The following is a 23,459-nucleotide window of genomic DNA, read 5'->3' as shown; positions in this document are numbered from 1 at the left end:
TTCGTACGCCGTACCGCTGCCGCAGCGGCCCTGGTTCTGGTCGCCGCCACCGTGCCCCTGACGGGCGCGGTGGCGGTGCCCGCCTCCGCCCCCGCCGCCCCCGACCTCGCCAAGGCCGAGGCGCAGTGGATCGATCGTGACACCGTCGCCTGGAACACCGGCGCGGGCGCCGACGCGGAGTTGGCGTACGCGCGGAAGGGTGGGATCGCCGTCGACGACGGTGAACTCACCGGCGCGGCGCGCCGGATCCGTCTCGACCCGGTGCCCGGAGGTCTCACCGACGCGCAGCGGGCGAAATTCCCGCACCTGCGGGCCTACGCGGCCTTCCGCGTCGACCCGCGCGACCGGGGCCGCGTCCGCACGGCCCTCACCGGTCAGGTCGTCGCGGTTCACCGGGCCGCCGGAGGGGACCTGCGCGCCGCCACCGGCGTACAGACACAGGGCGTACTCGACGACCTCTACGCCCCCGCCGCCACCAAGGCCGCGCTGGGCCCCGGCTTCACCCGCGGCAGGCCCTCGCTCACCGTGTGGGCGCCCACCGCCCAGGACGTCCGGCTCGACATCGGCGGCCGGAGCGTACCGATGCGGCGGGACGCGGCCTCGGGTGTCTGGTCGGCGGCGGGGCCGAAGAGCTGGTACGGCAAGCCGTACCGGTACGTCGTCAAGGTGTGGGCGCCGAGCGTCCGGAAGGTCGTCACCAACAAGGTCACCGACCCCTACGCGACGGCCCTCACCACCGACTCCGCCCGGAGCCTGCTCGTCGACCTCGACGACCCGAAGCTCGCGCCCGAGGGCTGGCGGACCCTGCGCAAGCCGCCCGCGACACCGCTGCGCGACGCGCAGATCCAGGAGCTGCACGTCCGGGACTTCTCGGTCGGCGACCGCACCGCCGCCCACCGGGGCCAGTACCTGGCGTTCACGGACCGGACGTCCGACGGCATGCGGCATCTGCGCAAGCTCGCCAAGGCCGGTACGTCGTACGTCCATCTGCTGCCCGCGTTCGACATCGGCACCATCCCCGAGCGCAAGTCGGAACAGGCCGTGCCCGACTGTGACTTGGCGTCCTTCGCGGCGGACTCGGAGGAGCAGCAGGCGTGCGTCGGCAAGGCGGCCGCCAAGGATGCCTACAACTGGGGTTACGACCCGCTGCACTACACCGTGCCGGAGGGCTCGTACGCGAGCGACCCCGAAGGCACCCGCCGCACCGTCGAGTTCCGCAAGATGGTGCAAGGGCTCAACGGCGCCGGGCTGCGCACCGTGATGGACGTCGTCTACAACCACACCGTCGCGAGCGGCCAGGCCGACAAGTCCGTCCTCGACAAGATCGTGCCCGGCTACTACCAGCGGCTGCTCGCGGACGGCTCCGTGGCCACCTCCACCTGCTGCGCGAACACCGCGCCCGAGAACGCCATGATGGGCCGGCTCGTCGTCGACTCCGTCGTCACCTGGGCCAGGCAGTACAAGGTCGACGGGTTCCGCTTCGACCTCATGGGACACCATCCGAAGGCCAACATTCTCGCCGTCCGCAAGGCCCTCGACGCGCTGACGCCCAAGAAGGACGGCGTCGACGGCAAGAAGATCGTGCTCTACGGCGAGGGCTGGAACTTCGGCGAGATCGCCGACGACGCCCGGTTCGAGCAGGCCACGCAGCGGAACATGGCGGGCACGGGCATCGCCACCTTCTCCGACCGGGCCCGCGACGCCGTGCGCGGCGGCGGCCCGTTCGACGAGGACCCCGGTGTACAGGGCTTCGCGAGCGGCCTCCACACCGACCCCAACACGTCCAAGGCGAACGGCACTCCGGCCGAGCAGAAGGCCCGCCTCCTGCACTACCAGGACCTGATCAAGGTCGGCCTCACCGGCAACCTGGCCGGGTACGCCTTCACCGACTCCGCGGGCCGGAAGGTGACCGGCGCGGGCGTCGACTACAACGGCGCCCCCGCGGGCTACGCGGCCGCTCCCGGTGACGCCCTCGCGTACGCCGACGCCCACGACAACGAGGCGCTGTACGACGCGCTCGCCTTCAAGCTGCCCCGCCAGACGCCGGCCGCCGACCGGGCCCGGATGCAGGTCCTCGCCTCGGCCACGGCGACCCTCTCGCAGGGCCCGGCGCTCTATCAGGCGGGCAGCGACCTGCTGCGCTCCAAGTCCCTCGACCGCAACTCCTACGACAGCGGGGACTGGTTCAACGCGATCCACTGGGACTGCCGTGACGGCAACGGCTTCGGCCGTGGGCTGCCGCCGGCGGCGGACAACAAGAACAAGTGGCCCTACGGCAAGCCCCTGTTGGCCGACCCGGCGCTGTCGCCGGGCTGCGCGGAGATCGGCGGCGCCTCGGCCGCGTACCGGGACCTGCTGAAGCTCCGCGCCACCGAGCCGGCGTTCTCACTGGCGACGACCGGCCAGGTGCAGAAGGCGCTGTCCTTCCCGCTGTCCGGGACCCCGGGGGAGACCCCGGGTGTGATCACGATGCGCCTCGGTGACCTGGTGGTCGTCTTCAACGCGACGCCGCAGGAGCGTACGCAGCGCGTCGCGGCGCTCGAAGGCGCGGCGTACTCGCTGCACCCCGTGCAGGCGCGGGGCGCCGACGAGGTGGTCAAGTCGGCCTCGTACGCGCGGAGGTCCGGAACCTTCCACGTGCCCGCGCGCACGGTCGCCGTCTTCCGGCGCGGCTGACCGGCCTCCGCGCGCCTGTCTGTCCCCGCGTTCGCGCGGCTGACCGTGCGGGGCGCGCCTGTCTGTACAAGCGTTTCTGTCACAAGCGTTGACGATCCGTGGTGCCTCTTCTAGCTTCGACGCGTCATACGTCATGCGTCATATATGAGACGCGATCAGGGGAGATCCGAAGCGCCCATGACATCCGTCCCTGCCCCCGCCCCCGTCCCGATCCCCTCCCGTACGCAGTTCGTGCAGGAAGCGATCAAACGCAGCATTCTCACCGGGCAGTTGAGGCCCGGGCAGGCCCTGGTGGAGGCCGAGCTGGCAGCCCGGTTCGGGGTGTCGAAGACGCCGGTGCGCGAGGCCCTGAAGACCCTCGCCGGTACCGGCCTCGTCGTCATGAGCCAGTACAAGGGCGGCACGGTCCGCGAGGTCGACGCCGCCATGGCGCGCGAGGTGTACGACGTACGGCTGCTCCTGGAGCCGGAGGCCCTGCGGCGATCGGTGCGGCGCGGCAGCTCACTGGCGGCGGCGGGGGAGGCCCTTGAGCGTGCCGAGGCGGCCGCCGACGCCGCCGAACGGTCCCTCGCCAACCGGGAGTTCCACCGCGCCCTGTACGTCGACTGCGGCAACCCGCTGCTCGCGCGGATGCTGGACGAGGTCCGCGACCAGGCCGCGCTCGTCTCCGCCGTCGCCTGGGCGGCCGACCCCTCCTGGGAACGGGAGGCGGCCGAGCACCGCGACATCCTGCGGCTCGCCCTCGGCGGCGACGCCGACGCCGCGGCCGGCGCGCTGCGCCGCCACATCGGGTCCTTCGTGCGGCGCGCCTTCCCCGGCGCGGACGTGGAGCCGGGGCCTCAGGAAGGGGCTGACGCGGAATGACGCACGCGGCACACGAAGGGCTGCGGGCCGCGCTCGCCGACGTCGTCGCCATCCCGGTGACGCCGTTCGCCCAGGACGGCTCGATCGACCTCGTGACGCACCGGGATCTGCTGCGCCGCCTGGTCGCGGCGGGGGTGCGCACGCTGACGCCGAACGGCAACACCGGCGAGTTCTACGCCCTGACGCCCCAGGAGCGACGTGCCGTCACCGAGGCGACCGCTGAGGTGGCAGGGGAGGAGGCGGGCGAGCGGGCCGTGGTCCTCGTGGGCGTCGGGCACGACGTGGCGACGGCCGTGGCCGACGCCCGGCACGCCCGCGCCTGCGGGGCGGGCATGGTGATGGTGCATCAGCCCGCGCACCCCTACGTCTCGCGGACCGGCTGGGTGGACTACCACCGGGCGATCGCAGAGGCCGTGCCCGAGCTCGGCGTGGTGCCCTATCTCCGCGACGCCCGGCTTCCCGGGGAACGCCTCGCCGAGCTGGCCGACCTCTGCCCGAACGTCATCGGGGTGAAGTACGCCGTGCCGGACGCGGCCCGGTTCGCGGGCTTCGCGCGGGACGCGGGCCTGGAGCGCTTCGTGTGGGTGGCGGGCCTGGCCGAGCCGTACGCTCCGGCGTATTTCTCGGCCGGGGCGACCGGCTTCACCTCCGGCCTGGTGAACGTCGCGCCGCGGCTTTCCCTGGGCATGCTCCGGGCGCTGCGCGACGGGGACTACCCGGCGGCGATGCGGGTGTGGGAACGGATCCGCCGCTTCGAGGAGCTGCGTGCCGCCGACCGTTCGGCGGACAACGTCACGGTGGTCAAGGAGGCGTTGGCGTCCCTCGACCTGTGCCGGCGCGACGTGCGCCCGCCGAGCAGCCCGCTGCCGCCGCACACGCGGACCGAGGTCGCGAGGATAGTCGCGGGGTGGGCGGCGTGAACGGGCCCGATGGCACACGTGAGTTGCGCAGCCACCAGTGGTACGGCACGGACGGCCTGCGGTCGTTCTCGCACCGGGCCCGCACCCGCCAGCTCGGCTATCTGCCCGAGGAGCACCTGGGCAAGCCGGTCGTGGCGATCCTCAACACCTGGTCGGACATCAACCCCTGCCACGTCCATCTGCGCGAGCGCGCCCAGGCGGTCAAGCGGGGGGTGTGGCAGGCGGGCGGCTTCCCCCTGGAATTCCCCGTCTCGACGCTCAGCGAGACCTTCCAGAAGCCCACCCCCATGCTCTACCGCAACCTGCTGTCCATGGAGACCGAGGAACTCCTGCGCTCCTATCCCGTCGACGGCGCGGTGCTGCTCGGCGGCTGCGACAAGTCGACGCCCGCGCTGTTGATGGGCGCCGCGTCCGTCGACCTGCCCACCGTCTTCGTGCCCGCCGGGCCGATGCTGCCGGGCCACTGGCGCGGCCAGGTGCTCGGCTCGGGCACGGACATGTGGAAGTACTGGGACGAGCGGCGGGCCGGCCTGATCGGCGACTGCGAGATCGCCGAGCTGGAGAGCGGCCTCGCCCGCTCGCCCGGCCACTGCATGACCATGGGCACCGCGTCCACGCTCACCGCCGCCGCCGAGGCCCTCGGTGTGACGCTGCCCGGCGCCTCGTCGATCCCGGCCGTGGACTCCGCGCACGACCGCATGGCCGCCGCGTCGGGCCTGCGGATCGTCGAACTCGTCCGCCAGGGACGCACGTTGTCCCGGCTCCTCACTCCGGAGGCGTTCCAGGACGCGGTGACGACGGTCCTCGGTCTCGGCGGCTCCACGAACGCAGTCATCCACCTCATCGCGATGGCCGCCCGGGCCGGGGTCCGCCTCACCCTCGACGACTTCGACCGCGCCGCACGGCGGGTGCCGGTGCTCGCCAATGTGCGGCCGGGCGGCTCCACGTACCTCATGGAGGACTTCCACTTCGCGGGCGGCCTGCCCGGTTTCCTGTCTCGCATCCCCGACCTGCTGCACCTGGACCGCCCCACGGTCGCGCACGCCACCCTGCGCGAACAGCTCGCCCCCGCCCGGGTCCACGACGACGACGTCATCCGCATCCGCGAGAACCCCGTCGCGGACGAGGGCGGAGTCGCCGTCCTGCGCGGCAACCTGTGCCCCGACGGCGCGGTCGTCAAGCACATCGCCGCCGACCCGCGCCTGCTCAAGCACACAGGACCGGCCGTCGTCTTCGACGACTACCGCACGATGCAGGCCACCATCGACGACCCGTCCCTCGGCATCACCGCCGACCACGTCCTCGTCCTGCGGGGCAGCGGGCCCCGGGGCGGCCCCGGCATGCCCGAGTACGGCATGCTGCCCATTCCCCGGCAGCTGCTGAAGCAGGGCGTGCGCGACATGGTGCGGATCTCCGACGCCCGGATGAGCGGCACCTCGTACGGCATGTGCGTGCTGCACATCGCGCCCGAATCCCATGTCGGCGGCCCCCTCGCGCTGGTCCGCACCGGCGACACCATCACCCTGGACGTGGCCGCGCGCAGCCTCCGACTCGACGTGCCGGAGGAGGAGTTGGCGCGCCGCCGGGCGCGGTGGACGCCGCCTCCCGTCCGCTACGAACGCGGCTACGGCGCCCTGTACGCCGAGCACATCACGCAGGCCGACACCGGCTGCGACTTCGACTTCCTGGCCCGTCCGGGAGCGGTCCCCGACCCGTACGCGGGCTGAACCCGGCTCCTGGTCTCTCTTTGTCCGACATCTCGAACGACGTCTGCGAAGCGCTTCACCCGCATCTCCGCACACCGGCACGCTCCCGCACACCGGCACGCCCCCGCACACCCGCACCTCCGCACCCCAGAACGGAGAAGTGTCATGGCGACCCCGCGCCGCCTGCCGTACCTGCTGATCGCCCCGGCCGCGTTACTGATGCTCGGCTTCATCGCGTATCCCGTGGCGAGCGTCTTCTACTACAGCCTGCGGCACTACAACCCCACCAAGCCCTGGCGCGACGGCTTCGCCGGCCTGGACAACTTCGTCACCGCGTTCACCGACGACCCGGACTTCTGGGGCACGCTCGGCTTCAGCCTCCAGTGGGTGGCCGTCGAGGTCGTGCTGCAACTCCTGCTCGGCCTCGGGCTCGCGCTGCTCGTCAACCAGACCTTCGTCGGGCGCGCGCTCGCCCGGTCCCTGGTGTTCTCGCCGTGGGCCGTCTCCGGCGTCCTCACCTCGACGATCTGGCTGCTGATCTTCAACTCCCAGACGGGCGTCACCCGGTATCTCGCCGACGCGGGCATCGGCTCGTACGGCACGTCGTGGCTGTCGGACACCGGCACCGTCTTCCCGGCCGTCGTCGTCGCCGAACTCTGGCGCGGCGTGCCGTTCTTCGCGATCCTCATCCTCGCCGACCTGCAGTCCGTGTCGAAGGACCTGTACGAGGCGGCCGAGATGGACGGCGCGGGCCGGCTGCGGCAGTTCTTCCACATCACGCTGCCGCACCTGAAGGACGCGATCATCCTCTCCACGCTGCTGCGCGCGGTCTGGGAGTTCAACAACGTCGACCTGCTCTACACCCTCACCGGCGGCGGCCCCGCGGGCGAGACGACGACGCTGCCGCTGCGCATCGCGTCCATCGCCGTCGACTCCCACGACTTCGGCTACGCCTCCGCGCTGACCGCCATCGCCTTCGTGATCCTGCTGTTCTGCTCGATCGTCTATCTGCGCCTGAGCAAGTTCGGCGGTGACGTCAAGTGACCCGCCGAAAGGGCCGACAGATGAGGGGCGTTCCCCGCTGGCAGATCTACGCCCCGCTCGGGCTCTATCTGCTCTTCACCCTCATCCCCTTCTACTGGATCCTGCTGTTCGCGCTGCGCCCCTCCGGCTCCACCTCGCTGGTGCCGTGGCCGGTCACCTTCGAGCACTTCGACAAGGTGTGGACCGAACGGAGCTTCGCGACGTTCTTCCAGAACAGCCTGCTCGTCGGCCTGGCCTCCATGGTGATGACGACGCTCGTCGCCCTCGCGGGCGGCTACGCCCTCGCCCGGTTCGACTTCCGGATCAAGCGCGGCTTCATGCTGGCGCTGCTGTGCTCGCAGTTCATCCCGGGCGCGCTGATGCTGGTGCCGCTCTTCGAGATCTTCGCCGAACTACAGCTGATCAATTCGCTCGGCAGCGTCGTCATCGCCGAGACCGTTTTCCAGCTCCCGCTGTCGATGATCCTGCTCAGCGGCTTCATCAGGAACGTGCCGTACGCCCTGGAAGAGGCCGCCTGGGTCGACGGCTGCGGGCGGTTCCGCGCCTTCTGCGCCGTGGTCCTGCCGATGCTGCGCCCCGGCCTGATCGCGGTGGGCTCCTTCGCCTTCGTGCACAGCTGGAACCACTTCCTGTTCGCGCTGATGTTCCTCAGCGACCAGGGCAAGCAGACGATCCCTGTCGGCCTCGCCACGCTGATGGGCGCCGACAGCGTCGACCTGGGCGCGCTCGCCGCGGGCGGTGTCGTGGCCGCCGTGCCCGTCGTCATCGTCTTCGCCTTCATCCAGAAGTGGCTGGTCACCGGGTTCAGCGCGGGGGCGGTGAAGGGATGAGCGCCGCCGTGCCGCCCGTCCTGCCCTCCGCGTCGCCGCTGCCCGTCGTCCTCGCGGGCGCGCGCGGCCACGGGCGTTGGCACCTGGAGAACATCCGGCGGCTCCAACTCGCCGGTCGCGTACGGCTGGTGGGGATCTGTGACCCCGTGCCGCTCACCGGCGAGGAGCTCGCCGGGCACGGCGCGCCCCTGCAGTCACCGGACTTCGCGCGCCTGCTCGACGCGACGGGCGCCGCCGTCGCCGTCGTCTGCACCCCCATCCCGACCCATGCGCCGCTGGCCCTCGCCGCCGCCGAGCGCGGGGTCCACCTGCTCCTGGAGAAGCCGCCCGCCCCCTCCTCGGCCGAGTTCCGGCGGATCGCCGACGCGGCCGAGGCGGCCGGGACGGCGGTGCAGGTCGGCTTTCAGTCGCTCGGCTCGCACGCGGTCCCCGCGATCCGCCGCCGGATCGCGGACGGCGCGATCGGCGAGGTGCGCGGCGTGGGCGCGGCCGGCGCCTGGGCGCGCGACGAGGCGTACTTCCGCCGCGCCCGCTGGGCGGGACGGCGCCGCCTAGACGGCCTCGACGTCGTCGACGGGGTGCTCACCAACCCGCTCGCGCACGCCGTCGCCACCGCGCTCGCCCTCGACGGCGCGACGGGCGCCGACGACGTGCGCGCGGTGGAGACGGAGCTGTTCCGGGCCCACGCCATCGAGTCCGACGACACCTCGTGCGTACGGATCACCACGGCGCCGGGCCGCCGGATCACCGTCGCCGCGACCCTGTGCGCGGACACGCCCGAGGAGCCGTACGTCGTGGTGCACGGCAGCGAGGGCACCCTCACGTTCTGGTACAGGCAGGACCGCGTTCGGGTTCGCCTCCGGCGCCACCGCACGGAGTCCCGCACGGCTCCCTCCGCCGACGACGAGGAGCTGCTGTTCGCCAGGACGGACCTCCTGGAGAACCTCGTCGAGCACCTCACGCGGGGCACCGGGCTCTTCGTCCCGCTCGCGGCCACGGGCGCCTTCACGCGTGTCGTCGAGGCGGTCCGCACCGCCCCCGACCCGGTCGCGCTGCCCCCGGATGCGTGGACCCGCGCACCCGGCGACGGCGCCGGGCGACGCGTCGTGCACGGCGTCGACGGCCTGGTCGCGACCGCCGCCGACACCCTCTGTCTCTACTCCGAACTGGGCGCCCGCTGGGCCCAGACCCCGCCGAAGACGTCCACGAAGAGGTGAGTACGTCATGAACCATTCCCTCATCCCGCGTTCCCTCGTCCTGCGCTGCTCGGGACGCCCCGTCGTCCGCTACGTCGTCCGCCCGGAAGTGGACCGCCGTCACGCGCCGCGCCCCTACCTCCATCCCGTCAGCACCCTCTCGGGCAGAACCGTCACCGATCTGAGCCCCGACGACCACCCCCACCACCTGGGCGCGAGTGTGGCCGTGCCCGACGTGGCGGGGAGCAACTTCTGGGGCGGGCGCACCTTCGTGCGCGACCAGGGCCCGGTCGACCTGGAGAACCACGGCACGCAGCGCCACCAGGGGTTCAAGCTGCACGACCCGGACGGCTTCGTGGAGGAACTGGTGTGGGCGGCCGGGGGTGAGGTGCTGCTGCGCGAGCGCCGCACCGTGGCGGCCGTCGCGCTCACCGCGTCCGCCTGGGCCCTCGACTTCACCTTCGCCCTCACCAACGCCACCGGCGCCGACCTGAGCATCGGCAGCCCCGCCACCAACGGCCGCCGCGGCGCCGCCTACGGAGGCTTCTTCTGGCGTGCCCCCAAGGAGGCGAAGCCGCCCGAGGTGTTCACCGCCGCCGCCGACGGCGAGGTCCGCGCGCACGCCGCGTGCGCCGACTGGCTGGCGCTCGCAGGCGACGGCTGGACGCTGGTGTTCGCCGGCGCCACCGCGCGCACCCGGCGTGATCCGTGGTTCGTGCGGGCCGCCGACTATCCGGGTGTCGGCTCCTCGCTCGCTTCGACGGACCGTCTGCCCGTCGCGCAGGGCGAGACCGTCGTACGCCGCGTGGTCACCGTCGTCGCCGACGGCCGCCCGGGCCGGGACGAGGTGGCGGCGCTGGCGCGGAAGGCGGTGACGGCGTGAGGGCGCGCGGGACGGCCGGGGCGGGCGGGGTGGCCGGGGGAGCCGGAGCGGCCGGAGGGGGAGTGGTGGCCGGAGCGGCCGGAGTGACAGCGGCGGCCGGGGCCCGCGCCGGTCTGCCGACGGGTGACCTCGGCGACGGCATCTACCGCAACCCCGTCCTGCCCGCCGACTGGTCCGACCCGGACGTCGTGCGCGTCGGTGCCGACTACTACCTCACCGCCTCCAGCTTCGGACGCGCTCCCGGCCTGCCGCTCCTGCACTCCAGGGACCTGGTCGACTGGACCCTCGTCGGGCACGCCCTGGACCGCCTGGAACCCGCCGACGCCTTCGCGGTGCCCCGCCCGGACGGCGGGGTGTGGGCGCCTTCCCTGCGCCACCACGACGGGCGGTTCTGGATCTTCTGGGGCGACCCCGACCACGGCATCCACCAGGTCAACTCCCCGAACATCGAGGGGCCGTGGAGCCGCCCGCATCTCGTCAAGCCCGGCAGGGGACTCATCGACCCGTGCCCCCTGTGGGACGACGAGAGCGGCGAGACCTACCTCGTGCACGCCTGGGCCAGGTCCCGCTCCGGGGTGAAGAACCGGCTGACCGGGCACCGGATGAGCCGCGACGGCCGCGAACTCCTCGACGAGGGACGGCTGCTGATCGACGGCGACCGCGTGCCCGGCTGGTTCACCCTCGAAGGCCCCAAGCTGTACCGGCACGACGGCTGGTTCTGGATCCTCGCCCCCGCGGGGAGCGTACCGACGGGCTGGCAGGGCGCCTTCCGGGCGCGCGACTTCCACGGCCCCTACGAGGAACGCGTCGTGCTCCAGCAGGGCCGCACCGAGGTCAACGGGCCGCACCAGGGCGGCTGGGTGCGTACCCCGTCCGGCGATGACTGGTTCCTGCACTTCCAGGACCGCGGGGCCTACGGCCGCGTCGTGCACCTCCAGCCGATGCGCTGGGACGCCGACGGATGGCCGGTGCTCGGCGACGACGGCGCCCCCGTCCTCGTACACGAGAAGCCCGCGCTGCCCCGGCGGCCCCCGTCCGGCCCCGCCACCGACGACGACTTCCCCGGCGGGCGGCACGGACTCCAGTGGCAGTGGGCCGCCAACTCCCGCCCGGAGTGGGTGATCCCGCACGCCGGCGACGGCCTGCGCCTCGCGTGCGTGCCCTCGACGGCCGCGGACGACGTGCGCCGGCTGCCGCAGGTCCTCACCCAGCGCCTGCCGCTGCGGCCGTGCGCCGTAGAGGTGCGGCTTCGCCTGGACGACACCGACACCGACACCGACGTGGGCGCCCGCGCCGGACTCGTGGTGCTCGGCGACGCGTACTCCTGGATCGGCCTGGAGCGGGGTGCCGACGGCGTGCTGCGGCTCGTGCACCGGTTCGCCGAGCGGGGCGCCGAGCGGGAGCGGGACGCCGCGCACCCGCGCCCGGCACCCGGCGGCACGGCACGCCTGCGCGTCGAGGTCACGGACGGCGCGCGCTGCCGCTTCTCGGCGGACACCGGCGACGGGTTCCAGCCGTCCGGGCAGGTCTTCGCCGCCACTCCGTGGGGCTGGTGCGGGGCGGTCCTGGGCCTGTTCGCGGCCGCGTCAGCAGCTCAAGCGACACCCGGCACAGCCACGTTCGCCCACTTCCGCGTCACCTGAACGACGCCATGCCCGCACGCCCATTCCGTACGGAAGAGGAGAACCGACCATGACCATCAGAACCCGCATCGGCAGAGGCCGGACAGCGGCCGCGCTCGCCGTCGTCACCACGCTCGCCCTGACGGCCACCGCGTGTGGTGACGACGGCAGCGGCGCCGGGGGAGACCGCGGCAGCGAGGGCTCCGGCAAGGGCGAGATCACCTTCTGGGACAACAACACGGCCGTGCGCCACGACATATGGCAGGAGATCATCAAGGATTTCGAGAAGGCCAACCCCGGCATCGAGGTCAAGTACGTCGGAGTCCCCGCCGAGAGCGTCCAGTCGAAGTACGACACCGCCATCCAGGGCGGCGGCCTGCCGGACGTCGGCGGTGTCGGCGCCGCGATGCTCGCCGGGATCGCCGCCCAGGACGCTCTGGAACCGCTGGACGACCGCGTCACGCGCGGCCCCCTGAACGACAAGCTGAACAAGAACATGGTGGAGAGCGTCCGGGCGGCAGGCGGCGGCAAGCAGCTGTTCACGGTGCCGACTTCCGCGAGCAACGGCGTCCTGTACTACCGCACCGACCTGTTCCGGGAGGCGGGCCTGGACGCGCCCACCACCTGGCCCAAGTTCTACGAGGCCGCCGAGAGGCTCACCGACGAGGGGAACAACAGGTTCGGCTACACCATCCGCGGCGGCGAGGGCTCCATCGCCCAGGCCCTCGACGCGATGTACGGCCAGTCCGGGATCGGCTCGTTCTGGGACGGCGACAAGACCACCGTGAACAAGCCGGAGAACGTGAAGGCGCTGGAGAAGTACGCGGCCCTCTACAAGAAGGCGACACCCGCCGCCGACCTCAACAACGACTTCACCAAGATGAACGCCCAGTGGGACAACGGCCGGATCGGCATGCTCAGCCACAACCTCGGCTCGTACGCGGACCATGTGAAGGCGCTCGGTGAGGACAAGTTCCGCGGCATCCCCAGCCCGGTGGTCAAGGAGGGCGTCCGCGTCCAGGTCTCCAACCCCGTGGACGGCCTCGGCCTGTTCAAGGCCGGCAAGAACAAGAAAGCGGCCTGGAAGTTCATGGAGTTCGCGGCCTCCCACAAGGCCAACAGCAAGTGGAACGAGTCGGCGGGCGCCATCCCCGCCAACACCGACGCGGCGCGGGACCCCTGGGTGAACAGGGCCGAGCCCACCAGGCTCGCTGCGAAGGCCCTCAACGACGGCTCCCTGAAGATCGTGCAGCTGCCGTACCACCTGCCCGACTGGAACACCATCAGCAAGGCCGACAACGAGCCGGAGTTCCAGAAGGTCCTGCTCGGCAAGACGTCCGCGAGGGCTTTCCTCGACGACCTCGCGGAAGAGCTCAACGAGGCGCAGGCCGAATGGCGGGAGCAGAAGGGCTGACCTCCGGTCCCTCACGGGGCGAGTCGGACGGCGGTGTCGCCGTGGACGATGCCGCGGCCGTTCGTCGGCACGTACACCCGGCCGTACACCTTGGGACCGACGGAGAAATCTCCGGGTGACGCGGCAACCCTTTCCGCTCGCGGTGGCGACTGAACCCCACAAGCCCGACCCGGAACACCTGGAACTGCTCCTCGGGACCGGCCCTGATCAGCGACTACGACGGCACACCCACCGCGTTCGGCGTCGGCCTGCGCGACCATCTGCGATCCGTCCACATCTGAGAGCGATCCCTCCACACCCGAGAGGTCCCTGACGCATGAGCCGCACACACCGCAGATCACGCACCCTCCTGCTCGCCCTGTCCACCGTCCTCGCCGTCACCGGCGGCACCGCCGTCGCCTTCGCGGGCGACAGCGGCGACAGCGGCGTGCAGGCCGCCGCCCGCGTCGACAACCCCTACGCGGGCGCCAAGGTCTATGTGAACCCCGAGTGGTCCAAGAAGGCCGCGGCCGAACCGGGCGGCACCGCCGTGTCCCACCAGCCCACCGGCGTCTGGCTCGACCGGATCGCCGCCATCGAGGGCGCCGGCGGCAAGATGGGCCTGCGCGCCCACCTCGACGCGGCCCTCCAGCAGAACGCGAACGTCGTCCAGTTGGTGATCTACAACCTGCCGGGCCGTGACTGCTCCGCCCTCGCCTCCAACGGTGAACTCGGCCCGACCGAGATCGACAAGTACAAGACCGCCTACATCGACCCGATCGCGAAGATCCTCGCCGAGTCCAGGTACGCGAACCTGCGCATCGTCACCACCGTCGAGATCGACTCGCTGCCCAACCTCGTCACCAACACCGGCGGCCGTCCCACGGCGACCCCCGAGTGCGACGTGATGAAGGCCAACGGCAACTACGTGAAGGGCGTCGGCTACGCCCTGAAGCAGCTGGGCGCCGTGCCCAACGTCTACAACTACGTGGACGCGGGCCACCACGGCTGGATCGGCTGGGACGACAACTTCGCCGCCTCCGCGCAGATGATGCACCAGGCCGCGACCGCCGAGGGCAGCGCCGTCGGCAACGTACACGGCTTCATCGTCAACACCGCCAACTACAGCGCCCTGAAGGAGGACCACGTCAAGATCGGTGACACGGTCGGCGGCCGCTCCGTGCGCGAGTCGAAGTGGGTCGACTGGAACCGCTACACCGACTCGCTCTCCTTCGCGCAGGCTTTCCGCAACCAGCTCGTGTCCACCGGCTTCCAGTCCGACATCGGCATGCTCATCGACACCTCCCGCAATGGCTGGGGCGGCACCGCGCGGCCGACGGGCCCCGGCCCCACGACCGACGTGAACGCCTATGTGAACGGCGGCCGGTTCGACCGCCGCATCCACATCGGCAACTGGTGCAACCAGTCCGGCGCGGGCCTCGGTGAACGCCCGAAGGCCGCACCCGAGCCCGGCGTCGACGCCTATGTGTGGATGAAGCCGCCGGGCGAGTCCGACGGCGCCAGCAAGGAGATCCCGAACGACGAGGGCAAGGGCTTCGACCGCATGTGCGACCCGACGTACACGGGCAACCCGCGCAACGGCCACAACATGTCCGGCGCGCTGCCGAACGCCCCGCTGTCCGGTCACTGGTTCCCCGCCCAGTTCCAGGAACTCCTGAAGAACGCCCACCCGAAGCTGTAGCGCTGGGCGCCACCCTCACCGCTCGCCCCGCGGTCCGGAAGGAGCTGGGCCCTTCCCGGACCGCGGGGCGCATGGCCGTAGCGGCCGAGCGTGCCCCCGAAGGCTCTTTCGAAGCGCTTCGACGCCCTCCCTGGACAGGCCCGAGACACCCCCCATAAGGTCCTGTGCAGGATGCAGCGCCGAGTCCGGGAGAACTGAATGGTCACCCTCGCCGAGGTCGCCAGGCACGCCGGAGTCTCGGCCAGCACGGTGAGCTACGTCCTCAGCGGCAAGCGCTCCATATCCGCCGGCACCCGCGAGCGCGTCGAACGCAGCATCCAGGAGCTCGGCTACCACCCGAACGCGGGCGCCCGCGCCCTGGCCAGCAGCAAGTCCAACGTCATCGCCCTGATGATGCCGCTGCGCACCGACATGTACGTCCCCGTGATGATGGAGATAGCCGTCGCGGTCGCCACCACGGCCCGCGGCCACGGATACGACGTCCTGCTCCTGACCCGCGAGGAGGGCCCGGCGGCCGTGCGCCGCGTCACCGGCAGCGGGCTCGCCGACGCCATGATCCTGATGGACGTCGAGCTGGACGACGACCGCCTCCCGCTGCTGCGCGAGGCCCCCCAGCCCGCCGTGCTCATCGGCCTCCCCGCCGACACGGCCGGACTCACCTGCGTGGACCTCGACTTCGTGGCGACCGGCGCGCTGTGCGTCGAGCACCTGGCCGGCCTCGGCCACCGCGACATCGCCGTCATAGGCGAGGCGCCCGCCGTCTACGAACGGCACACCGGCTTCGCCGAGCGCACCCTGGAGGGGCTGCGCGCCAAGGCCCGGGAACTGGACGTGCGACTGCTGCACCGCCCGTGCGAGGTGGGCTACGGTCCGACGGCGACCACGCTCGCGCGGATCTTCGACGAGCGGCCCGGGACCACGGGGTTCGTCGTGCAGAACGAGTCCGCCGTGGAGCCGCTGCTCGGCCTGCTCCGGCTGCGGGGACGGGCGGTGCCCGAGGACGTGTCGGTGGTCGCCGTCTGCTCGGACCAGGTGGCGCTCCAGGCGTCCGTGCGGCTCACCTCCGTGTCCCTGCCCGCCGATGAGATGGGCCGCAGGGCCGTGTCGCGGATCGTCGCCAAACTGGAGGGGCGCGGCGCGGACGAGGTCGAGCTGCTCACCCCGAAGCTGACCGTGCGGGCCAGCTCGGGGCCCGCCCCGGACTGACGGATGCCGAAAACTCCCGCAGCCGGGACGGGCTCACCCCTTGACGGCTCCGGTGAGCATGCCCTGTCTGAAGTGCCGCTGCACGAAGGGGGCGAGGACGGCGACCGGGAGCAGCGCGAGGACCATCACGGCCATCTGGATGGCGAGCGGCGACAGTTGACCGGTGTTGATGGCCTGGGACAGGCCCGTCGGCTATGCCCTTGACGACGTCCGGGTGGTCGGGCTGGGCGATGGAGGGGGCCGCCGAGGCGATGTACTCGTACGTGGAGAAGACCTCGTTGTTGCCCTTGCCGTTCTTGGCGAGGACGCCGTCCTTGTATGTGTGGTGGACGCCCTCGACCCCGTACTGGCGGAGCCGCTGCTCCTTCGTGCCGTACGGCGCCGCGCAGAAGTCGGCCAGCGCGAGGATGTCGCGCACGGTCCTCTCGTCGGCCTTCTCGCTGACGACGCTCTTGCCGTACCAGTCGGACAGGTCGCCGTTGTAGATGAGGATCTTGCCGGAGGCGCAGAGGTCGCCGAGGTTGCCGGTCTCAGGGCTTCCAGGTACTCGTCGGTCTCGCAGCGGTTGACGAGCTTGCCGTCGACGAGCTTCCAGTAGGTCGGCCTGTCCTCGGGCAGCACCCCGAAGACGCGGAACGCCGCCCACGACATGTCGCCGCAGGCCCACCCCCCGCTCTTGGGGCGTTGAGTTCCTTGCACAGGTCGAAGAACTCCCGCGCGGTACCCGGCGGTTCGACGTTCTGCTCGGCGAAGAGGTCGGCGCGGTGGAGCATCGCGATGTTCGGTGTGGTGGGCGCGGGCATCGGCAGGCCGCGCAGTCTGCCGCCGAAGACCGAGCGCTGCCAGGCGCCGGTGGGGATCGCGGCGAGGTTCGGGTACTTCTTGACCTTGTCGCCGCTCAAGTAGGCACGGCCACCTTCAGCTCGGCGGCGGGAACCGCCTTCGTGAAGCCCGCCGCCGAACCGTTCCTGGACGGGATGTCCGGGTCGGCGAGGTCCGACGCCACGTACGCGGGCAGCAGGTCCTTGAGCTTCTTGCCCGTGGTGGTCCCCTCGTTCCTCGCTCCGCCACCGCCGCAGGCCGCGAGCAGCGGCGCCCCGCCGGCGACCGCGAGCGCGGCCGCGGCGGTGGACGACAGCAGGCTTCTCCGGCTCAGCGACCCGGGGGAGGAGGGGGAGTTCGGTGTCATTGCGTCAACCCTTCGTGGGGCGCCCGGACACACGGCGGACACCGCGGATCAGCTTTCGAAGCGCTTCGATGCCGGTGCGAGATTAGGGCGAAGGGGCCGGGCACAACAAGGCTCGGGCCCGAAATCCTCTGGGTGCGGGGTGAGTTCGGTGACTGGCCGAGAGTCTTTGGGTGTAGGAGCGATCGCGCTTCTGCCGCTTGACAGGGGGACCGTCGTGCGGTGAGCATCGAAGCGCTTCGAATACGGGAAGGGAAACCCACGTGACCGAGTGTCAGCCGTTCCGTGACCCCGAACTGCCCCTGGGCAAGCGGGTGGACGACCTGCTGTCCCGGCTGACGCTCACCGAGCGGATCTCCCTGCTGCACCAGTACGCGCCCGGCATCCCCCGGCTCGGCATCGCCCCCTTCCGCACCGGACAGGAAGCCCTGCACGGCGTCGCCTGGATGGGCCCCGCCACCGTCTTCCCGCAGGCGGTCGGTCTCGGTGCCACCTGGAACGACAACCTGGTCCGGCGGGTCGGCGAGGCGGTCGGCACCGAGGCGCGCGCCATGCGCTCCCGCGACGACCGCGTCGGCCTCAACGTCTGGGCGCCGACGGTGAATCCGCTGCGCCACCCGCTGTGGGGCCGCAACGAAGAGGGCTACGCGGAGGACCCGCGGCTCACCGCCGCGCTCGCCGCCGCCTACACCCGCGGCCTGCGCGGTGACCACCCGGCGCACTGGCGCACCGCCCCCGTCCTCAAGCACTGGCTCGCCCACAACAACGAGACCGCCAGGGACACCTCGTCCGCGTCGATCCGCCCCCGCGTCCTGCACGAGTACGACCTGCGCGCCTTCCGTGCCGCCGTCGAGGCGGGCGCCGTCGCCGGCGTGATGCCCGCCTACAACCTGGTCAACGGCCGCCCGAACCACGTGTCGCCCCACCTGGCCGAGCACCTGCGCACCTGGACCGACGACGACCTCCTCGTCTGCTCCGACGCGGGCGCGCCCAGCAACCTCGTCGCCTCCCAGGGGTACTTCGACACGCACGAAGAGGCCGTCGCCGCCGCGCTCGTCGCGGGCGTGGACAGCTTCACCGACCACGGCACGGACGCCGCCCCCACCATCGGCTTCCTGCGCCGCGCCCTGGTCCAGGACCTGGTGAGCGAGGCCGACATCGACCGCGCGGCGCGCCGCCACCTGTCCGTCCGCTTCCGGCTCGGCGAGTTCGACCCCGGGCCCGGCCCGTACGACGACGCCTCCGCGCGCGGCTTCGACACGCCCGCGCACCGGGCGCTCGCCCAGGAAGCCGCCGAGCAGGCCGTCGTGCTGCTCAAGAACGACGACCTGCTGCCGCTCGCCGACGGCACCCGGATCGCCGTGGTCGGACTGCTCGCCGACGCCTGCAAGACCGACTGGTACAGCGGGGCGCTGCTGCGTCGCGACACCCCCCTCGACGGCCTGCGCGCCCGCTTCGGCGCCGAGCACATCACCTTCGCCGAAGGCACCGACCGCGTCCGCCTGAAGTGCGCGGCCGGCTGGCTCCGGGTGCCCGAGTGCGCCGCCGACGACGCGCCGGGCGCCGCCGCGGGAGCCCTCGACCCGGCGCTGCTCACGGGCCGCACCGACCTGCCGCCGCTGACCGTCGCCGCCGACGCCGCGGACGCCACCGAGTTCGCCCTGGCCGACTGGGGCCAGGGGGTGTGCACGCTGCGGGCGCCCGATGGCCGCCATCTCTCGGTCGCCGACGACCGGTTCGTGCGCGCGTCGGCGAGGGAGCCGGGCGGCTGGGTGGTCCAGGAGACCTTCACGCCGGTCGGACACGAGGACGGGTGCCTCCTTCAGCACAGGGCGACGGGTGGGTACGTCTCTGTCGCCGCCGACGGCGTGAAGGTTGCCGACAAGGGCGAACTCTTCGAGATCGAGTACGTCGAGCGCGGCGAGGAGGCCGTGGCGCGCGTGGCGGCCGCCGCCGAGGCGGTGCTCGTCGTCGCCGGGAACGACCCGCACATCAACGGCCGCGAGACCGAGGACCGCACCACGCTCGCCCTGCCCGAGCACCAGCGACGGCTGTGGCGCGCCGCCCGCGCCGCAAACCCGCGCACCGCCCTCGCCCTGGTGTCGTCGTATCCGTACGCCGTCGGCGACGCGGACGCCGACCTGCCCGCCCTGCTGTGGAGCGCGCACGGCGGCCAGGCGGCGGGCACCGCGCTCGCCCGCGTCCTGGCCGGCGACGTCTCCCCGGCCGGGCGCCTTCCGCAGACCTGGTACGCCGATGACGAGGACCTGCCGGACCTGCTCGACTACGACGTCATCGGCTCCCGGCAGACCTACCTGTACTTCGACGGCAGCCCGCTCTACCCGTTCGGGCACGGCCTGGGCTACACCACGTTCGGCTACGACGAGCTGACCGCCGTGCGCGACGGGGAACTGCTGAGGGTGGCGTTCACCGTCACCAACACCGGTTCCGTCGCCGCCGACGAGGTGGCGCAGCTGTACGTGCGCGCCGTCGACGTCTCACCGGTGGCCCGGCCGCGCCGACAGCTCGTGGGCCACCGGCGCCTGCACCTGGCCGCCGGGGACTCCCAGCGGGTCGAAATCGGCGTTCCGGTGGCCGAGTTGGGCATGTGGGACGTGGCCCGCGAGCGCTGGACCGTGCCGCGGGGCACGTACCAGCTCCAGGCGGGTGCCTCCAGCGAGGACATCCGCCTCACCTACGCCGTCGGGATCGACGGCGCGCCGGCCGCCGCGAGGCCCGTTCAGGGCACGGGCCTCGCGGCGCACGCGTACGACGAGCAGCGCGGCACCGAGATCGTCGACCGGACGAAGACGCGTGGGGAAGCGGTCGCGGCCGCCCGCGGCACCGAGGGCGAACTGCTCTTCCGCGACTGCGACTTCGGCCCCGGCGTCGACGTGGCCGGCGCCGGGGCGGAGGCCGCGACCGCGGGGGTGACCGTCGAGGCCGCCCTCGGCGGCAGCGTCCACCTCAGCGCGGGCCACGCCACCGCGACCCTCACCTTCGCGCCCGGCGGCGGCGCGTACGCGTACACCACGCGCAGCACCGCGTTCCCCGTCAGCGGCGTGCGCGACCTGAGCGTGCGGCTGCGGGGGCCCGTCCGCCTCGCCCGGCTCACCTTCCACGGCGCCGGCTCCCCGGCCATCCCGACCCAGAGGACCCCCACGCGATGAAGTTCACGGACGGCTTCTGGCTCATGCGCGACGGCGTGCGCGCCGCCTACGCGACCGAGGTGCGCGACCTGCGCGCGGGCGACGACCACTTCACGGCGCACGCGGCCGTCCAGCGCGTGCGCGACCGGGGCGACACCCTCAACACCCCGCTCGTCACCGTCGACTGCTTCTCCCCGGCCGAGGGCGTCATCGGGGTGCGCGCCACCCACCACGCGGGCCGCCGCGAGCGCGGCCCCGCCTTCGAACTGCTCGGCACCGAGTCCGTCGCGGCGAAGGTCCGCCAGGAGGGCACCGTCACCGAGCTGAGCAGCGGGCCGCTCACCCTGCGCCTGGACGCCGCCGAGCCGTGGTGCCTGGAGTTCCTCGACGGCGACGGGCGGGAGCTGACCTCCGCCGGCCGCCGCGGCACCGGATTCGCCGCCCTGCCCGACGGCACCCACCACATGATCGGCCAACTCGCCCTCGGCGTAGGAGAGTACGTCTACGGCCTCGGCGAGCGCTTCACCCCGTACGTGCGGAACGGGCAGAGCGTCGACATCTGGCAGGCCGACGGCGGCACCAGCAGCGAGCAGGCGTACAAGAACATCCCCTTCCACCTCTCCTCGCGCGGCTACGGCGTCTTCGTCAACCACCCCGGGAAGGTCAGTTACGAGATCGGCTCGGAGTCCGTCGGACAGGTCCAGTTCAGCGTCGAGGACCAGTCCCTGGAGTACTACGTCATCGCCGGGCCGACGCCGAAGGACGTGCTGCGCCGCTACACCGCGCTGACCGGCAGACCCGCCCTGCCGCCTGCCTGGTCGTTCGGCCTGTGGCTGACCACGTCGTTCTGCACCCGCTACGACGAGCAGTCCGTCACCGCCTTCGTGGACGGCATGGCCGAGCACGACATCCCGCTCAGCATCTTCCACTTCGACTGCTTCTGGATGCGCGAGTACCAGTGGACGGACTTCCTCTGGGACCCGGACGTCTTCCCCGACCCGGAGGGCATGCTGCGCAGGCTCGCCGGGCGCGGCCTCAAGGTCAGCGTCTGGATCAACCCGTACATCGCGCAGCAGTCCCCGGCGTTCGCCGAGGCCGCGGCCAAGGGCCACCTCGTCACGCGCCCGAACGGCGACATCTGGCAGTGGGACCTGTGGCAGCCCGGCATGGCCCTGGTGGACTTCACCCACCCCGATGCCCGCGCCTGGTACGCCGACAAGCTGCGCGCACTGCTCGACCAGGGCGTCGACTGCTTCAAGACCGACTTCGGCGAGCGCGTGCCCACCGACGTGGTCTGGCACGACGGCTCGGACCCGGAGCGCATGCACAACTACTACACACAGCTGTACAACCAGACCGTCTTCGACGTCCTGGAGCAGGAGCGCGGCAGCGGCCAAGCCGCGGTCTTCGCCCGGTCCGCCACCGCGGGCGGGCAGCGCTTCCCGGTGCACTGGGGCGGCGACTGCTTCGCGTCCCTGGAGGCCATGGCCGAGTCGCTGCGCGGCGGCCTGTCGTTGTCGCTGAGCGGCTTCGGGTTCTGGAGCCACGACATCGGCGGCTTCGAGGGCACCCCCGACCCGGCGGTCTTCAAACGCTGGCTCGCCTTCGGCCTGCTGTCCTCGCACAGCCGGCTGCACGGCAACGCGTCGTACCGCGTGCCGTGGGCGTTCGGCGCCGAAGCGGTCGCCGTGGCCGCCAAGTTCACCCGGCTCAAGCACCGCCTGATGCCGTATCTGTACGGCGCGGCCGTCGAGGCCCACCGCACGGGCGTGCCCGTGATGCGCCCGATGCTCCTGGAGTTCCCGGACGACCCGGCCTGCCGGACGCTCGACCGTCAGTACCTGCTCGGCCCCGACCTGCTCGTCGCGCCCGTGTTCACCGAGGACGGGGACGTCGAGTTCTATCTCCCCGAAGGCACCTGGACGCACCTGCTGACCGGCGAGCGGGTCACCGGGCCCGGCTGGCGGCGGGAACGGCACGGCTTCGACAGCCTGCCGCTGTACGTACGCCCCGGCGCGCTGCTGCCCCTGGGCGCCGACGAGCAGCGGCCCGACGGCGACTGGCTCGACGGCCTGACGCTCCTGGTCACCGCGGACACGGACGGCGCCGAGACCACGGTGCCCGGGCCCGACGGGCGGGCCGCGGCCGCCTTCCGCGCGGCCCGCGAGGGCGACGGGGTGCGGGTGGTGGTCGACGGCAGCGAACGGCCCTTCCACGTGACGACGGTCGACGGCGGCGCGCGGGCGGACGGGCCAGGTGAGGTGCTGCTGCCGGGGGTGGTCCGGCACAGGACAGTGAAGGAGGTGGGTGGCGGTGCCCCCGCAGACGGCCGCCGGTGACGCGGCCACCGAGTTCCACGCCTTCTTCGAACGGCACTACGCCGAGCTGTCCCGCCTCGCCCACCTGCTGACCGGTGAGTACGACGGCGCCGACGACCTGGCGGCCGACGCGCTGCTCGCGCTCTGGCACCGCTGGGACCGGGTGCGCGCCGCCGAACACCCCGCCGCGTACGCGCGCGGAGTCGTCGCCAACATGGCGCGCAGCCACATCCGCAGCACGGTGCGCGAACGCCGCCGCATCACGCTGTTCTGGTCCAATCGCGGCGACGAGACACTGGACCCGGACGTACCCGCCGTCATCGACGTCCAGGAGGCGCTGCGCGGGCTGCCGTTCCGCAAGCGCGCCTGTGTGGTGCTCCGGCACGCCTTCGACCTGTCCGAGAAGGACACGGCGAACGCCCTCGGGATATCCGTGGGTACGGTGAAGAGCCAGACCTCGAAGGGCATGGCCGAGCTGCAGCGCCGCCTCGGCCCGCACGCCACCCCGGCACGGATGCATGCCGCCGTTCAGGCCCCTGGGGGGACCGCGTGACGGAGACGGGGACTCGATGAAGCGGCTGACGCCTGTGGGGGCCGGATGACGGACGACGACGTGACGGACGACGAGAGCGCGGACCGCGAGGCGGGGGACGCGGCCCTGCGCAGGCGGCTGCGCAGCGCGGCGCACGCGCACCGGCCCGACCGGGAACGCATGCTGGCCCGCGTCGAACGCGGCCTGGCGGGCGCCCGGGACGGGGCCCGCG

At 72.3% G+C, this 23,459-nt stretch carries 17 protein-coding genes and 3 pseudogenes; 18 read left to right on the top strand and 2 right to left on the bottom strand.

Annotated features, from left to right (window positions below; all coding sequences use genetic code 11):
* Nucleotides 1-90: 90 nt before the first annotated feature.
* From pulA to STRAU_RS24210, 13 genes and pseudogenes are all read left to right on the top strand, one after another.
* A pseudogene (gene pulA / locus STRAU_RS24265) lies at nucleotides 91-2,676 on the top strand (pullulanase-type alpha-1,6-glucosidase); the annotation flags it as partial.
* A gap of 177 nt (nucleotides 2,677-2,853) precedes the next feature.
* Nucleotides 2,854-3,540, top strand: a complete 687-nt coding sequence (locus STRAU_RS24260) for a GntR family transcriptional regulator (protein ID WP_016643028.1) — start codon at nucleotides 2,854-2,856, stop codon at nucleotides 3,538-3,540.
* Entirely contained in the window at nucleotides 3,537-4,460 is a 924-nt protein-coding gene (locus STRAU_RS24255; RefSeq protein ID WP_016643027.1) for a dihydrodipicolinate synthase family protein, read from the top strand. Before STRAU_RS24260 ends, STRAU_RS24255 begins: the two co-directional genes overlap by 4 nt.
* Nucleotides 4,457-6,187: an L-arabinonate dehydratase gene (araD, locus tag STRAU_RS24250; protein WP_016643026.1), complete on the top strand. Its 1,731-nt coding sequence runs from the start codon at nucleotides 4,457-4,459 to the stop codon at nucleotides 6,185-6,187. The genes STRAU_RS24255 and araD overlap by 4 nt, the downstream gene beginning before the upstream one ends.
* Before the next feature lie 144 nt (nucleotides 6,188-6,331).
* Nucleotides 6,332-7,210, top strand: a complete 879-nt coding sequence (locus STRAU_RS24245; RefSeq protein ID WP_016643025.1) for a carbohydrate ABC transporter permease — start codon at nucleotides 6,332-6,334, stop codon at nucleotides 7,208-7,210.
* 20 nt (nucleotides 7,211-7,230) lie between these two features.
* A complete protein-coding gene (locus STRAU_RS24240; protein WP_016643023.1) occupies nucleotides 7,231-8,040 on the top strand; it encodes a carbohydrate ABC transporter permease in 810 nt (269 codons plus the stop codon).
* Nucleotides 8,037-9,257, top strand: a complete 1,221-nt coding sequence (locus STRAU_RS24235) for a Gfo/Idh/MocA family protein (protein ID WP_016643024.1) — start codon at nucleotides 8,037-8,039, stop codon at nucleotides 9,255-9,257. The genes STRAU_RS24240 and STRAU_RS24235 overlap by 4 nt, the downstream gene beginning before the upstream one ends.
* A 7-nt stretch (nucleotides 9,258-9,264) precedes the next feature.
* Nucleotides 9,265-10,119, top strand: a complete 855-nt coding sequence (locus tag STRAU_RS24230; RefSeq protein WP_016643022.1) for a DUF6807 domain-containing protein — start codon at nucleotides 9,265-9,267, stop codon at nucleotides 10,117-10,119.
* An 83-nt stretch (nucleotides 10,120-10,202) separates the two neighbouring features.
* Nucleotides 10,203-11,762 (top strand): glycoside hydrolase family 43 protein, encoded by a 1,560-nt coding sequence (locus STRAU_RS24225; protein ID WP_397892593.1) that lies wholly within the window; start codon nucleotides 10,203-10,205, stop codon nucleotides 11,760-11,762.
* Nucleotides 11,763-11,811: 49 nt separating this feature from the next.
* Nucleotides 11,812-13,155, top strand: coding sequence for an ABC transporter substrate-binding protein (locus STRAU_RS24220; protein WP_016643020.1), 1,344 nt, complete (start codon nucleotides 11,812-11,814; stop codon nucleotides 13,153-13,155).
* Between the two features lie 167 nt (nucleotides 13,156-13,322).
* Nucleotides 13,323-13,436, top strand: a pseudogene (locus STRAU_RS43845) (glycoside hydrolase family 5 protein); the annotation flags it as partial.
* A gap of 35 nt (nucleotides 13,437-13,471) precedes the next feature.
* On the top strand, nucleotides 13,472-14,836 hold the full coding sequence (locus STRAU_RS24215) for a glycoside hydrolase family 6 protein (protein ID WP_016643019.1): 1,365 nt from the start codon (nucleotides 13,472-13,474) through the stop codon (nucleotides 14,834-14,836).
* 198 nt (nucleotides 14,837-15,034) lie between these two features.
* Complete coding sequence (locus STRAU_RS24210) at nucleotides 15,035-16,042, top strand: LacI family DNA-binding transcriptional regulator (RefSeq protein WP_016643018.1); 1,008 nt, start codon at nucleotides 15,035-15,037, stop codon at nucleotides 16,040-16,042.
* A 33-nt stretch (nucleotides 16,043-16,075) separates the two neighbouring features.
* Here STRAU_RS24210 and STRAU_RS41640 read toward each other — a convergent pair.
* Nucleotides 16,076-16,234, bottom strand: a pseudogene (locus STRAU_RS41640) (carbohydrate ABC transporter permease); the annotation flags it as partial.
* Here STRAU_RS41640 and STRAU_RS39150 point away from each other — a divergent pair.
* Both STRAU_RS39150 and STRAU_RS42450 read left to right on the top strand, forming a co-directional pair.
* Nucleotides 16,206-16,640, top strand: a complete 435-nt coding sequence (locus STRAU_RS39150) for a hypothetical protein (RefSeq protein ID WP_158692118.1) — start codon at nucleotides 16,206-16,208, stop codon at nucleotides 16,638-16,640. The pseudogene STRAU_RS41640 and the gene STRAU_RS39150 overlap by 29 nt on opposite strands.
* Nucleotides 16,641-16,726: 86 nt before the next feature.
* Entirely contained in the window at nucleotides 16,727-16,948 is a 222-nt protein-coding gene (locus STRAU_RS42450) for a hypothetical protein (RefSeq protein WP_158692117.1), read from the top strand.
* Here STRAU_RS42450 and STRAU_RS39145 read toward each other — a convergent pair.
* Nucleotides 16,941-17,231, bottom strand: a complete 291-nt coding sequence (locus STRAU_RS39145; protein WP_016643015.1) for a hypothetical protein — start codon at nucleotides 17,229-17,231, stop codon at nucleotides 16,941-16,943. The genes STRAU_RS42450 and STRAU_RS39145 overlap by 8 nt on opposite strands.
* A 260-nt stretch (nucleotides 17,232-17,491) precedes the next feature.
* Here STRAU_RS39145 and STRAU_RS24200 point away from each other — a divergent pair, with 260 nt between their 5' ends.
* Genes STRAU_RS24200 through STRAU_RS24190 form a run of 3 tightly spaced genes read left to right on the top strand, consistent with a single transcriptional unit; the run spans nucleotide 17,492 to nucleotide 23,248 of the window.
* Nucleotides 17,492-20,398 carry a glycoside hydrolase family 3 C-terminal domain-containing protein gene (locus tag STRAU_RS24200; RefSeq protein ID WP_016643013.1) on the top strand — a complete coding sequence of 969 codons (2,907 nt, stop codon included), beginning with the start codon at nucleotides 17,492-17,494 and terminating at the stop codon, nucleotides 20,396-20,398.
* On the top strand, nucleotides 20,395-22,716 hold the full coding sequence (yicI, locus tag STRAU_RS24195) for an alpha-xylosidase (protein WP_016643012.1): 2,322 nt from the start codon (nucleotides 20,395-20,397) through the stop codon (nucleotides 22,714-22,716). The genes STRAU_RS24200 and yicI overlap by 4 nt, the downstream gene beginning before the upstream one ends.
* Nucleotides 22,691-23,248 carry a SigE family RNA polymerase sigma factor gene (locus tag STRAU_RS24190; RefSeq protein ID WP_016643011.1) on the top strand — a complete coding sequence of 186 codons (558 nt, stop codon included), beginning with the start codon at nucleotides 22,691-22,693 and terminating at the stop codon, nucleotides 23,246-23,248. Before yicI ends, STRAU_RS24190 begins: the two co-directional genes overlap by 26 nt.
* The last annotated feature ends 211 nt before the right edge of the window (nucleotides 23,249-23,459 follow it).

It is taken from the genome of Streptomyces aurantiacus JA 4570 (assembly GCF_000414115.1).
Classification (GTDB): domain Bacteria; phylum Actinomycetota; class Actinomycetes; order Streptomycetales; family Streptomycetaceae; genus Streptomyces; species Streptomyces aurantiacus_A.
The sequence above is the reverse complement of the archived record's forward strand: the minus strand, read 5'-3'. Positions and strand labels throughout refer to the sequence as shown.

What these genes read in the sequence shown, in the direction of transcription:
- yicI (WP_016643012.1), top strand. Translation starts at nt 20,395, where the DNA reads ATGAAGTTCACGGACGGCTTCTGGCTCATGCGCGACGGCGTGCGCGCC.
- STRAU_RS24260 (WP_016643028.1), top strand. Translation starts at nt 2,854, where the DNA reads ATGACATCCGTCCCTGCCCCCGCCCCCGTCCCGATCCCCTCCCGTACG.
- STRAU_RS24215 (WP_016643019.1), top strand. Translation starts at nt 13,472, where the DNA reads ATGAGCCGCACACACCGCAGATCACGCACCCTCCTGCTCGCCCTGTCC.
- STRAU_RS24230 (WP_016643022.1), top strand. Translation starts at nt 9,265, where the DNA reads ATGAACCATTCCCTCATCCCGCGTTCCCTCGTCCTGCGCTGCTCGGGA.
- STRAU_RS24240 (WP_016643023.1), top strand. Translation starts at nt 7,231, where the DNA reads ATGAGGGGCGTTCCCCGCTGGCAGATCTACGCCCCGCTCGGGCTCTAT.
- STRAU_RS24235 (WP_016643024.1), top strand. Translation starts at nt 8,037, where the DNA reads ATGAGCGCCGCCGTGCCGCCCGTCCTGCCCTCCGCGTCGCCGCTGCCC.
- STRAU_RS24245 (WP_016643025.1), top strand. Translation starts at nt 6,332, where the DNA reads ATGGCGACCCCGCGCCGCCTGCCGTACCTGCTGATCGCCCCGGCCGCG.
- STRAU_RS24210 (WP_016643018.1), top strand. Translation starts at nt 15,035, where the DNA reads ATGGTCACCCTCGCCGAGGTCGCCAGGCACGCCGGAGTCTCGGCCAGC.
- STRAU_RS39145 (WP_016643015.1), bottom strand. Translation starts at nt 17,231, where the DNA reads ATGACACCGAACTCCCCCTCCTCCCCCGGGTCGCTGAGCCGGAGAAGC.
- STRAU_RS24220 (WP_016643020.1), top strand. Translation starts at nt 11,812, where the DNA reads ATGACCATCAGAACCCGCATCGGCAGAGGCCGGACAGCGGCCGCGCTC.
- STRAU_RS24255 (WP_016643027.1), top strand. Translation starts at nt 3,537, where the DNA reads ATGACGCACGCGGCACACGAAGGGCTGCGGGCCGCGCTCGCCGACGTC.